The following is an 11220-nucleotide window of genomic DNA, read 5'->3' as shown; positions in this document are numbered from 1 at the left end:
GCCGTGATCTCGTCGCAGATCACCAGGCGCGGTCGCGCCGCAAAAGCACGCGCGATCGCGACGCGCTGCTTCTCGCCGCCGGATAGCTGGTGCGGCCAGCGCATCGCATAGGACGCTGGCAGCCGGACCTGATCGAGAAGGCGCGGCACTGAGGCGACATCACCGCCGTAGAGCCTCAAGGGACGCGACAGGATCTCGCCGATGCGGTGACGCGGATTGAGCGAGGAATCCGGGTGCTGGAACACGATCTGAACATCGCGACGATAGGCGGAATTCATGTCGCGGGCCCCGCGCAGCATCCGGCCGTCGAAACTGATGGTACCGTCGAAGCGGGCGAGCCCGGTCAGGGCGCGCGCCATGGACGATTTCCCCGAGCCGGATTCGCCGACGAGGCCGACGATTTCGCCTGCGCGGATGTCGACATCGACGGCCTTGGTTGCCGGTGGTGGCGACGCGCGGAACAGGCTGGCCCGGCCGTAATGCACCTCGATGCCACGCGCCTCAAGCACCACGGCAGCGCCCGGCTGATCATTCACGAGCCGCCGCTCCGGACGCGGCACCGCGGCGATGAGTGCCTTGGTATAGTCGTGCTCCGGCGTCCGAAATATATCAGATGCCCCCGCCTGCTCGACGACGCGGCCGTGCCGGATCACCGCGACGCGATCGGCGACGCGGGTCATCATCGCGAGATCGTGCGAGATGTAGAGCGCAGCGACGCCCGTTTCCGCGCGCAGGCGCGCGAACAGCTCGATGATACGGGCACCGGTGATGACATCGAGCGCTGTCGTGGGCTCATCGAACAGGATGACATCGGGCCGGCAGCCGAAGGCCGTCGCGATGATCACCCGCTGCTTCTCGCCGCCGGAGATCTCGTGCGGATAGCGCCGCAGCACCGCCGCGGGGTCACGCAGCTCGACATGGCCGAGCAGCTCGATCGCGAGATCCCTGGCGGCCCGCGCGTTCAGACCGCGATGACGCATCAGCGTCTCGGTGATCTGATGGCCGATGGTCAGTGTCGGATTCAACGCGGTCGACGGGTCCTGGAACACCATGCCGATCCGGCGGCCCCGCACCTCGGTGAGTTGCTTCGGGCTCAGAGACCGCAGGTCGATATCGCCGAGGCGCAGCGATCCCGAGATCTCGCGGGCATTGGCCGGCAGATGCCGCATCAGCGCCCAGGCCAGCGAACTCTTGCCGGAGCCGGATTCGCCCACGAGGCCGAGCACCTCGCCCGGCGCGATCTCGAGTGACACGTCGCGCAGCACCTCGACGGCGCCCGCCGATGTGACGTAGTCCAGCCCGTAATTGGTGATGGCGAGCGCCGGCTTCATCGATCGTCCCGCGGATGCAGCGCGTCGCGCAGCGCATCGCCGACGAGATTGAAGGCGATCGCCGACAGCGCGATCGCCGCCGAGGGCGCGATCAGGATCCACGGCGCCTGGTGCATGTATTGCCGCGCATCGGCCACCATCAGCCCCCATTCGGATGCCGGCGGCTGCGCTCCCAGGCCAAGGAAGCTCAGCGTAGCGAACAGCATCACCGCAAACGACACCCGGATCGTGGCCTCGATGATGATCGGGCCCATCACGTTGGGAAGCATTTCGCGAAAGATGATCTGCGATGCCGCCTCGCCGCGCGCGATGGCGGCCTTGACGTAGTCCTGATTGCGCACCGCAAGCGCCACGGAGCGCGTGACCCGCGCCATGCCAGGCGCAAACGCAAAGCCAATCGCGATCACCGCGTTGACAGCCCCATTGCCGAGCGTGCTGACCAGCAGCAGCGCCATGAGGAGACCGGGAATGGCCATCACAGCATCGTTGGTGCGCATGATGAATTCGTCGGCCTTGCCGCCGAGATAGGCCGATGCGACGCCTATCACGGCGCCCATCGCGCTGCCGGCGAGCGTCGCCGCGAGCGCCATCGGAACGGTGGCGCGCGCGCCGGACAGCAGGCGGCTCAGCACGTCGCGGCCGAACTGGTCGGCGCCCAGCCAGTTCTGCCATCCCGGCGGGCGGAAACGGCCGAGAAAATCCATCTTCTCCGGCCCATAGGGCGCGAGCCACGGGCCGAGGATGCAGACGATGGCGAGGGCAACGAGCAGCATCACGCTGATCGCCCCCTGCGGCTTGCGGATCATCCTGCCGAACAGCTCAGTCATAGCTGATCCGTTTGTCGAGCAGCGCGTAGACGACATCCGCCAGCGTGTTGGTGATCGCGTAGGTGACCGCCATGATCATCGCGCCGGCCTGGATCGACGGCAGATCGCGGGTGGTGATGGCGATCATCAATGCGCGGCCGATGCCGGGGATGGCGAAAATCTCCTCGATGACGATGATGCCCCCCAAGAGATAGCCGACGTCGAGCGCGACGATGGTGATGACCGGCAGCAGCGCGTTGCGCATCACGTGCCGCACCAGCACCGTCCGCTCGGGCAGGCCCTTCAGCCGCGCCGCGCGAACGTAGTCGGACTGCAGCACGTCCAGCGTCTCCGAGCGCATCATGCGCATGACATGCGCGACGAGAATCACCGAGACCGTCAGGACCGGAAGGATCAGATGGCGTAGCGCCAGCCCGGCATCCTCCAGCGGCGACACGTAGCCGGTCGCCGGCAGCCATGGCAGGATGTCGGTCAGCAGCAGCGCCAGCACGGTTGCGGTGACGAATTCCGGCAGCGAGACCCCGAGATAGGCGATCACGCTGGTCGTCGTATCCGTCGGCCGGCCCTTGCGGAGCGCCGCGAAGATTCCGAGCGGGACTGCGATCAGAAGAGTGACGACGAGCGCGCCAGCTGCCAGCAGCAGAGAGCGCGACAGCGCCGTCAGCATCTCCGGCGCGACCGACAGGCCGGTGCGCATGGAGACGCCGAAATTGCCCGTGGCCGCGTGCGCGACCCAATGCGCGAATTGCAGCCAGACCGGATCGTCGAGCCCGAGCCGGCTGCGAACGGCTGCCAGCGCCTCTGGCGAGGCGTTCTCGCCAAGCAGCGTCTGCGCGGCATCAGCCGGCAGCGCCTGCGTGATGGCGAACACCAGCACGCTGACGATGACGACCGTGTAGACCATCAGGAGCAGCCGCCGTAGCAGCCAAGCGAATGACACCGCTCGGATCCTGCCTCAGCTGCGCTTGGGCGCGCCGGCGCCGAGCGAGACGAGATCGAGCCGGAACACCGACCCACGCGGATGCAGCTGGTAGCCTTCCACATAGGCGCGCTGCGCCGCCAGGATGTCGAAGAAGACCGGAATGACCGACGGCACCTCCTCGCTCATCATCGTCTGGGCCCGCGCATAGAGCGCGGCACGATTGGCATCGTCGGTCTCGCTACGCGCCGCATTGACGATCTCGTCGAAGCGCGCATTGTTCCAGCGCGTCTCGTTCCAGGCCGCATCCGAGGTATAGAGCAGCTTGAAGATCGCGTCGGCGGTCGACTGCATGTTGTAGAAGCCGACGTAGAAATTGCCTTTCTTCCAGACCTGATCGAGATAGGTTGCGTGCGGCATCGTCTGAACGTTGATGCGGAAGCCGGCGGGCGCCGCCATCTCACGGATCGCAACGCCGAGCTGCGTGCGCGTGTCCGGCTTGTCGGATGCCACCATCGTCAGGTCGATGCCGGAGGGATAGCCGGCATCGGCGAGCAATTGCCTGGCTCTGGCGATGTCGGGCTTCTTCAGTTTGCTGTCCTGATAGAACCGGTAGGCGGGGCTCAGCGGCGTGTCGTTGCCGGGCGTGCCATAGCCGCCGGCCACAAAGCCGGCCATGGCCTCGCGATCGATGGTCAGCGCCAGCGCCCGGCGCACGCGAACGTCGTTGAACGGCTTCTGGTCGCAGCCCATGTTGACGTTCAGAAACTGCCCCGAGGGGATCCGCACCGCCTTGACGCCGCTGGCCTTGCCGAGCCGCTCATATTCGCCGGGCGTGGTCGACAACATGAGATCGATGTCGCCCGAAATCAGAGCCGATGCCTCGGCGGTGCGGTCGGGATAGACGAGGATCTCGACGCGATCGAGTGAAGGCCGCGCGGGATCGTAATAGACCGGGTTGCGCTCGACGACGATCTTGCGGTCCGGCTCATAGGACACGAGCTTGAACGGCCCTGAACCATTCGCCTTTGTGGCGAGGCTGGCGAGATCGGCGGCAACGACTTTCGCAGGCACGATGCGCGCATTGTTGTAGGCGAGCGCGACCGGAAAATCGGCGAAGGCAACCGATAACGTGAACCGCACGGTCGACGCATCTACGGCGGCGACATCCTTGATCGGGCCGACATTGGTACGCGCCGGTGACGCGGTCTTCGGATCGAGGATCGCCTTGAAGGTCGCGACGACATCCTCCGCCGTCAGCGGCGAGCCGTCGTGGAAGCTGAGATTGGGCCGCAGCTTGAACGTCCACTCGGTGAGCCCCGCGCCGGCCTGCCACGACAACGCGAGGTCCGGCTCGACCGACATGTCCGGCTTCAACCGGGTCAAGTTGGAATAGAGCAGCTCGGTAATAAGGTATTCCGGATTGACGCGCGCGAGCAGCGGGTGAATGACGGCCGCACCCTGATCGACCGAGATCCGCAACACGCCGCCGCGCTTGGGCGCCTCGGCGGAGAGAGAGACTTGCGGCAGGGCACCAAGCGCGAGCGCGGAGCCGGCAAGGAAATGACGACGAGTCACGGACGGCATCGGGCGAAGTCCTTTTCGGGCGTGATGGCTTCGGGAGAGAGCTCGGGACAGAACTCGGCCGCAAGATAGGCGAGCACCGACTTCGCCAATGCGACGATGTCGGTGAGCGTCGTCGATTCGCCCGGCGCATGGATGCGGCTATCGGGCCTGCCGAGACCCGTGAGCAGCACCTCCTGCAGGCCCGTGGCCTGCTGCACCCAGCCGAAATCGGAGCAGCCGGACGCCCCCCATCGGGCGAAGTCCTCGGCCGCGTAGCCGAAACCGGCCGACAGCGCCTGCTGCCAGCGCGGCCAATGCGGCCCGCCGGGATCGGATGTCGGCATCAGATGACCGGTGAGGATGATCTCGACGTCGAGCATGCCGGCCGCCTGCCGGATCGCCGTTTCGATCTCGCGGCGCGCGGCGGCGAAGTCCTCCTCGGGCGCATAGCGGCGGCACAGGAGAATCTCGACCAGCGAGGGGATCTGTCCGCCGCATTGGCCGCCATGAATAGCCGAGATGTCGAGGCTCGCGGTGAGCGGTCCAGCCGTCTGCGGAGGTGGCGGCAACGTCGATGTCCGCTGCGCGACGAGCGGCTTCAAAGCGGCGAGCGCATTGAGGATCGGCAGGGCCGCCTCGATCGCGTTGGCGCCGGCACGGCGCTGCTCGCCGGCATGGGCCGCCGTGCCGTGAACGCGCACCGTGAGCGTGAACAGGCCGAAGCAGCCGGCCCAGATCCGCGGCATGGCGCTGCCGTTGAAATTCAGAATATGCCCTTCGAGGCGCCCCTGTTCGGCAAGGTAGCGCACGCCGGGATAAAGCCCCGCCTCCTCGTCCGTGCACAGCAGCAGCATCGGATCATAGGCCAGCGACAATCCAGTCTGCTGCGCGGCGCGGAGCGCGAGCAGCGCTGCCGCGACGGATCCCTTCATGTCGGCTGCGCCGAGTCCGGTCAGACGGTCACCGTCGCGGCTCAGTTGCAGCGGATCGGTCGCCCAGCCGGGCGCCGCCGGTACTGTGTCCACATGGAAATAGAGCCCGAGCACCGGTCTGCCGGAGCGGCGCCGTGCGATCAGATTCGTACGCGGTCCGCGCGCGCCCGGTGCGCGCCATAGATCCTCCGGGACAATCACGCGCTCGCAATCCAGCGCCAGCGGCCTAGCGAGCTGCTCCATCACGTCGGCAAAGGCATCGTAGCCGGCGCCCGGCGGAAAGCTGGTATCGACCGCCACCAGCTTCCGCAGGTCCACGACGGCAGTCTCGGCCATGCCGTCGATCGCAGCGAAGGCGCCGGCCAGGCCGGGCTGGCTCCGATCTACTGGAATGCCCTGAGAAATCATTTGCCGTCTGCTCAATCCTATATTCTATATAGAAATAGAATTCACGACGCGGCATTTGTCAATTCCATGAAAAAGGCAGCTGTGGCCAGCAAAGCGGCAGACGGAGTCGGTGCGGGTCCGGGCGCGCTGCCGGTGCCGCTCTACGAGCATGTCAAGCGGCAGATAGCCGAGGCGATCCTGATCGGCGACATGCCGCCGGGCACGGTGCTGCCCGGCGAGGTCGCGCTCGCCAACCAATATGGCGTCGCCGTCGGCACCATCCGCCGGGCGCTGGCCGACCTCACAGCTGGCGGCATGCTGATGCGGCGGCGCAAGACCGGCACGGTGGTGACGGGCCGCGCGTCGCAGCATGGGCTCAGCTTCTTCTTCCAGTACTTCCGCCTGCTCGGCGCGGACGGCAGCCTGCTGCAGTCGCAAGCCGAGGTGCTGTCGGTAACGACCCGCACCGCCGAGCCGGCCGAAGCAGCGCTGTTCGGCGTGGCCGACGGCGAGCCGCTGCTGCATCTTCATCGCATCCGCCGCGTCGCCGGCGCGCCGGTGCTGCATTCGCGGATCTCGATGGTCGCGAGCCGCGTGGCGGGATTTCCGCGCGAGCCGAAGAAGGTCCCTGCCCTGATCTACCGCCATCTGCTCGAGGCCTATGGCCTCCGGATCGCCGCGGTGCGCGAGAAGGTGACGGCCGAGGTCGCCACCAAGGAGGACCGCAAGCTGCTCGGCCTCTCCGCGCCGGCCGCCGTGCTCGTCATCGACGAGGAAGCCTATGACCAGACCGGCGCGCTGGCGATCCTCAGCCAGCACCGCGCCACGACGGCGCAGCACTACTACTCCAACGAGATCCGCTGAGCGGACCTCGGTTCAGCAGCCCCAGCGCAGGGCGGCCGTGTGCACCGGCGCGTCCCACAGCGCCATCGTCGACTCATCGAGCGCGGTGACCGTGAGCGAGCAGCCGGCCATGTCGAGCGAGGTGACGTAGGAGCCGACCAGCCCGCGCGCGATGGCGAGCCCGCGGCCTTCCAGGATGCGCCGCGCCGCATTGGCCATCACGTACAATTCCATCGCCGGCGTTGCGCCGAAGCCGTTGACCAGCAGCAGGCACGGCGTGCCGGACTTGGGCGCGAGATCGGCCAGGATCGCCCCCATCATCTCCTCGGCGATCGCATCGGCCGAGGCCAGCTTGACCCGGCGGCGGCCGGGCTCGCCATGGATGCCGACGCCCATCTCCATCTCGTCGTCACCGAGCGTGAAGGTCGGCTTGCCGGCGGCCGGCACGGTGCAAGAGGTCAACGCCACGCCCATCGACCGCGTGCGCTTGTTGACGTTGTCGCCGAGCGCCTTGAGCGCATCGAGATCGCGCCCCTGCTCCGCCGCGGCGCCAAGCATCTTCTCCACGACCAGCGTGCCGGCAACACCGCGGCGGCCGGTCGAATAGGTCGAGGTCTCGACGGCGACGTCGTCGTCGGTGATGACGGTCGCGACCTTGCCCTCCATCATCTCCGCGGCCATCGCAAAATTCATCACGTCGCCTTCGTAGTTCTTGACGATGAGCAGCGCGCCCGCGCCCGTGTCCACGGCCTGCGCGGCCGCGAGCATCTGGTCCGGCGTTGGCGATGTAAACACCTGGCCCGGACAGGCGGCATCGAGCATGCCCGGCCCGACGAAGCCGGCATGGAGCGGCTCATGGCCGGAGCCGCCGCCGGAGATCAGCGCGACCTTGCCCGGTTTGAGGCTCTTGCGGCGAACGAACTTGTTGTCCTCGCCCAGCGTGACGATGTCGCCATGCACGGCGGCAAAACCCTGCAGGCTCTCGGTCAGCACGTCGGAAACGGCGTTGATCAGCTTCTTCATGGCTTCCCTCCCGGTTCGGCGTCGTCGTTGTTTTCGTTGGCTGAGATCAGCGCGGTGATGCCGCGCGCGACGCCGGTGATGATGCGGTCGGCATGGGCGTTGAGCGCGGGGTCGCCGAAGTCCGGCAGCTCGACCACGAGGCGCCGCATCGGCCGCTGCGCCTCGGCCTCGTCCAGCCGGCCCGGATGCGCGGCGCGGTAGGCGGTCAGAAACGCCTGCTGCTCATGCGGCGAAAAGTGACAGATGTGGAAGATGGTCTCGAGATGCTGCAGCGGGATCGGCGTCGCATAGGCCGGATTGACGATCTGCGAGATGAAGCTGCGATTCTTGCCGATCGCCTCCGCCAACCGCTGCCGTGTGCCGGAGGGACGGCTGTCGATCACCGCGCGCAGGATCGCCTTGTATTCGGCGAGTGGGCTTGCGACCCCCGATGCATCCTGGTCACTCATGCGCCCTCTCCCGCGGCCTTTTCCGTGCCCTTGGCGAGGTCAAGCTCGCGGATCGCCGACTTCACCAGCGGCAGCAAGCCCGGCGCGACTGACAGCGCGCGCACGCCGACCCCAAGCAGCGCCGGAATGGCTCTGACATCCCCGGCGGCGTCGCCGCAGATCGAGACTTCCACGCCCCGCGCGCGACCAGCGCGCACCACATGGGCAATCATCGCCAACACCCCGGGATGCAGCACGTCGGCATAGTCGGCGACCTCGGCGCCGTCACGCGAAGCAGCGGTCGCGTATTGGGTCAGGTCATTGGTGCCGATCGAGAAGAAGTCCGCAGCGAAGTCATGCGCTGCCAACGCAGCAGCCGGCACCTCGACCATCATTCCGAAGGCCGGCGCGGCGAACGCGACGTTGCCGGCGGCCAATTCGGCGAGCACGGCGCGGAGATGGCGACGCGCGACGTCCAGCTCCGCTGCATTGGTCACCATCGGCAGCATCACCTTGAGCGGTCCGAGCGCAGCGGCGCGAGCCAGCGCGCGCAGTTGAACACGGAAGATCTCGGGATGACGCAACGACAGACGGAGGCCACGCAGGCCAAGAAACGGGTTGCTTTCACCATCGATCGTGTAGCCCGGAATCGGCTTGTCGCCGCCCGCGTCGAGCGTGCGGATCGTGACCGGCCGGCCTTCGGCCCAGCGCACGAGCTCGGCATAGGCGTGATATTGCGCCTCCTCGTCGTGAAGCAGGTTGCCGGTGAGAAACTCCGTGCGCGCCAGACCGACGCCATCGCACGCCGCGGCTGGCAGCGCCGTCATATCGCCGGGACCGGAGATGTTGACGAGCACGGAAACGAAGGTGCCGTCGCGCGTCAGTGCCGGTTCGTGCTGCCGCGCCCTTGCCTCCGCCCTGCGGCGCGAGACCGTCTCGTCCTCCGCCCGCGCGGCGGCGACAGAGTGCGCGCTGGGATCGACGATGACGACACCGCGACCGCCATCGACCAGCAAATCCCCTGTCAGCTTGTCCCAATCGTGACCGAGCCCAACCACCATCGGCACGCCGCGGCTGCGCGCCAACATCGCGACATGGCTGGTCGGGCTGCCCTCGCCGAGCGCGATGCCCCCTCCATTCGTCCACTCGATGGCGAGGAAAGCCGATGGCGCCAGATCACGCGCAACGACGATCGCCCCCTTCGGCAACTTGCCGTTCTGCTGCAAGCCAAACAAGTGTCGCAGCACGCGATCCCGGATGTCGGCGAGGTCGCCGGCGCGGGCGCGGAAATATTCGTCCTCGGCGGACTCATACCCCGCCATCTCCTCCGCCATCGCCGCGCGCCAGGCCGCATCCGCAGCGACGCCGCCCTCGATCTGGACGTAAGCCGCCTCGGTCAGCGCATCGTCTTCGAGCAGCGCGAGCTGAAAGCCGATCAGCTCGGCGGCGTCTCCCTCGAGCCTGTCGATCAGCTCGGCCACGGCCTCGCGCGCATGCGCGACCGCTACGGCGAGCGCTTCATGCTCCTCGGCGATCGCCCCTTTCGTCCGGCTGGCGCCCTCCAGCGCATGCAGGATCGCCGCGGGTCCGATGGCCAGCCCGTCCGACGCCGCCCGCCCGAAGATGCGCCGCTCCATCGTCACTCCTCGTCGAACTTGCGGTTCACCAGATCGACCAGCGCGGCGATGGCGGCCTCGGCATCGGTTCCATTGGCGCGCAGGAACAGCGTCTCGCCCTTGGCGGCCTTGACGCGCATGATCTTCACCGGGCTCTTGGCATCGGTCCAGGGCCCGTCGGCCGCGATCGCGACTTCGATGGTCGAAGCAAAGCGCTTGGCGAGCTGGGTCAGCTTGACCGAGGGCCGCGCATGCAGCCCGACCTCGTTGGTCAGCAGCGCATGCGCCTTCGCTTCCTGCATGCCGATCTCTCCACCGTCAGCCATTCTCGTTCCTGCTCATCCGCCCATCAGCTCTTCGGCGGTTGCGCGCACCGCATCGAGCGGCGAGCCGCCGGAGGCTTCCGTCGCCGCCATCACCGCGCCTTCGACCAGCGGCGCGTTACAGATCACGATGCGCTCGCGCCGCTCCTCCGGCATCATCTCCACCGCCATCTCGCTGTTGGTTTCAGCGCCGCCGAGATCGACCAGGATCGCAACACCTGACTCCGACCACGCCTTGTCGATCGCGCCCATGATGGCGCCAACGTCGGTGCCGAGTCCGCCATCGGCATTGCCGCCGACCGCTGCGAGCGGCACGCTGTCACCGACCATCTGCCTGACCATGTCGGCCGCGCCTTCCGCCACCTTGGCGGAATGCGACACGATGACGATGCCGACATTCTTCTGCTCACTCATGATCAGGCCTCATTGAATACGCTGCAGATCGCCTGCACGAGCAGGCTGGACGAGCGCGCGCCGGGATCCATGTGCCCGATCGAACGCTCGCCGAGAAACGAAGCACGGCCGCGGATCGCCAGCATCGGCACGGTCGCGTCGGCGGCTTCGGCAGCGATCGCGGGCAGCCGGGCGGCGAGATCGTCGCCACCGGTCGCAAAAGCTGCCTGCACCGGGATCAAGACGTCGAGCATGGTCTTCTGGCCTGCTTCCGACTTGCCGCGGGCTTTCACGTCCGCAATGGCACGCCCGAGCGCCGCCGCCGCTTCAGCGGCAGATGGCTCTGATGGCAGCACCTTGCCAAGTCCCATCGCCAGCGTGCCGTAGAGCGGACCGGACGCACCGCCGACCTTCATCACCAGCACCATGCCGACCGCCTTCAGCGCCTCGGGAAGAGGCTTGGCTGAAATGTTCTCGACATCGGCGAGAACGGCCTCGAAGCCGCGCTTCATGTTGAGTCCGTGATCGCCGTCGCCGATCGCCGAATCGAGCGCGGTCAGTTCCTCGGCATGCGCGATGATGGCATCGGCCATCGCCATGATCAGCCTGCGCTTGAACGCCTGGTCCATTGT

At 67.3% G+C, this 11220-nt stretch carries 12 protein-coding genes; 1 reads left to right on the top strand and 11 read right to left on the bottom strand.

All coding sequences use genetic code 11. The annotated features are described in order from the left end of the window. The 5 genes from QX124_RS31570 to QX124_RS31550 form a co-directional block, all read right to left on the bottom strand. Nucleotides 1-1331 (bottom strand): ABC transporter ATP-binding protein (locus QX124_RS31570; RefSeq protein WP_315799280.1); only part of this gene is annotated, 1331 nt, incomplete at its 3' end. Beyond that, a complete protein-coding gene (locus tag QX124_RS31565) occupies nucleotides 1328-2158 on the bottom strand; it encodes an ABC transporter permease (protein WP_315799279.1) in 831 nt (276 codons plus the stop codon). The genes QX124_RS31570 and QX124_RS31565, both read right to left, overlap by 4 nt. Then, entirely contained in the window at nucleotides 2151-3098 is a 948-nt protein-coding gene (locus QX124_RS31560) for an ABC transporter permease (RefSeq protein ID WP_315739294.1), read from the bottom strand. Before QX124_RS31560 ends, QX124_RS31565 begins: the two co-directional genes overlap by 8 nt. A gap of 15 nt (nucleotides 3099-3113) precedes the next feature. Beyond that, complete coding sequence (locus QX124_RS31555; protein ID WP_315799278.1) at nucleotides 3114-4664, bottom strand: ABC transporter substrate-binding protein; 1551 nt, start codon at nucleotides 4662-4664, stop codon at nucleotides 3114-3116. Next, complete coding sequence (locus QX124_RS31550) at nucleotides 4652-5983, bottom strand: M20 family metallopeptidase (protein WP_315799277.1); 1332 nt, start codon at nucleotides 5981-5983, stop codon at nucleotides 4652-4654. Before QX124_RS31550 ends, QX124_RS31555 begins: the two co-directional genes overlap by 13 nt. 66 nt (nucleotides 5984-6049) lie before the next feature. Between QX124_RS31550 and QX124_RS31545 the strand changes: the two genes are divergently transcribed. Then, nucleotides 6050-6826 carry a GntR family transcriptional regulator gene (locus tag QX124_RS31545; RefSeq protein WP_315799276.1) on the top strand — a complete coding sequence of 259 codons (777 nt, stop codon included), beginning with the start codon at nucleotides 6050-6052 and terminating at the stop codon, nucleotides 6824-6826. Nucleotides 6827-6838: 12 nt separating this feature from the next. Here the strand turns inward: QX124_RS31545 and dhaK are convergent, their stop codons facing one another. Genes dhaK through dhaL form a run of 6 tightly spaced genes read right to left on the bottom strand, consistent with a single transcriptional unit; the run spans nucleotide 6839 to nucleotide 11217 of the window. Next, on the bottom strand, nucleotides 6839-7828 hold the full coding sequence (gene dhaK / locus QX124_RS31540; RefSeq protein WP_315799275.1) for a dihydroxyacetone kinase subunit DhaK: 990 nt from the start codon (nucleotides 7826-7828) through the stop codon (nucleotides 6839-6841). Then, nucleotides 7825-8277, bottom strand: a complete 453-nt coding sequence (locus tag QX124_RS31535) for a hypothetical protein (RefSeq protein ID WP_315799274.1) — start codon at nucleotides 8275-8277, stop codon at nucleotides 7825-7827. The genes dhaK and QX124_RS31535 overlap by 4 nt, the downstream gene beginning before the upstream one ends. After that, the gene (gene ptsP / locus QX124_RS31530) at nucleotides 8274-9893 is read right to left on the bottom strand and encodes a phosphoenolpyruvate--protein phosphotransferase (RefSeq protein ID WP_315799273.1); all 1620 of its coding nucleotides are present in this window, start codon (nucleotides 9891-9893) and stop codon (nucleotides 8274-8276) included. Before ptsP ends, QX124_RS31535 begins: the two co-directional genes overlap by 4 nt. A gap of 2 nt (nucleotides 9894-9895) precedes the next feature. Further along, complete coding sequence (locus QX124_RS31525; RefSeq protein ID WP_315739286.1) at nucleotides 9896-10198, bottom strand: HPr family phosphocarrier protein; 303 nt, start codon at nucleotides 10196-10198, stop codon at nucleotides 9896-9898. Between the two features lie 12 nt (nucleotides 10199-10210). Beyond that, nucleotides 10211-10609, bottom strand: a complete 399-nt coding sequence (dhaM, locus tag QX124_RS31520; protein WP_284416623.1) for a dihydroxyacetone kinase phosphoryl donor subunit DhaM — start codon at nucleotides 10607-10609, stop codon at nucleotides 10211-10213. A gap of 2 nt (nucleotides 10610-10611) precedes the next feature. Then, the gene (gene dhaL, locus QX124_RS31515; RefSeq protein ID WP_315799272.1) at nucleotides 10612-11217 is read right to left on the bottom strand and encodes a dihydroxyacetone kinase subunit DhaL; all 606 of its coding nucleotides are present in this window, start codon (nucleotides 11215-11217) and stop codon (nucleotides 10612-10614) included. Nucleotides 11218-11220: the final 3 nt, after the last annotated feature.

It is taken from the genome of Bradyrhizobium sp. SZCCHNRI3043, from assembly GCF_032377735.1.
GTDB lineage: Bacteria > Pseudomonadota > Alphaproteobacteria > Rhizobiales > Xanthobacteraceae > Bradyrhizobium.
This window is presented reverse-complemented; position numbering and strand designations above follow the sequence as displayed.

Bases quoted from the DNA above. Each gene is read 5' to 3' on its own strand.
- ptsP (WP_315799273.1), bottom strand. From the start codon at position 9,893: ATGGAGCGGCGCATCTTCGGGCGGGCGGCGTCGGACGGGCTGGCCATC.
- QX124_RS31565 (WP_315799279.1), bottom strand. From the start codon at position 2,158: ATGACTGAGCTGTTCGGCAGGATGATCCGCAAGCCGCAGGGGGCGATC.
- dhaK (WP_315799275.1), bottom strand. From the start codon at position 7,828: ATGAAGAAGCTGATCAACGCCGTTTCCGACGTGCTGACCGAGAGCCTG.
- dhaM (WP_284416623.1), bottom strand. From the start codon at position 10,609: ATGAGTGAGCAGAAGAATGTCGGCATCGTCATCGTGTCGCATTCCGCC.
- QX124_RS31555 (WP_315799278.1), bottom strand. From the start codon at position 4,664: ATGCCGTCCGTGACTCGTCGTCATTTCCTTGCCGGCTCCGCGCTCGCG.
- dhaL (WP_315799272.1), bottom strand. From the start codon at position 11,217: ATGGACCAGGCGTTCAAGCGCAGGCTGATCATGGCGATGGCCGATGCC.
- QX124_RS31535 (WP_315799274.1), bottom strand. From the start codon at position 8,277: ATGAGTGACCAGGATGCATCGGGGGTCGCAAGCCCACTCGCCGAATAC.
- QX124_RS31550 (WP_315799277.1), bottom strand. From the start codon at position 5,983: ATGATTTCTCAGGGCATTCCAGTAGATCGGAGCCAGCCCGGCCTGGCC.
- QX124_RS31525 (WP_315739286.1), bottom strand. From the start codon at position 10,198: ATGGCTGACGGTGGAGAGATCGGCATGCAGGAAGCGAAGGCGCATGCG.
- QX124_RS31545 (WP_315799276.1), top strand. From the start codon at position 6,050: ATGAAAAAGGCAGCTGTGGCCAGCAAAGCGGCAGACGGAGTCGGTGCG.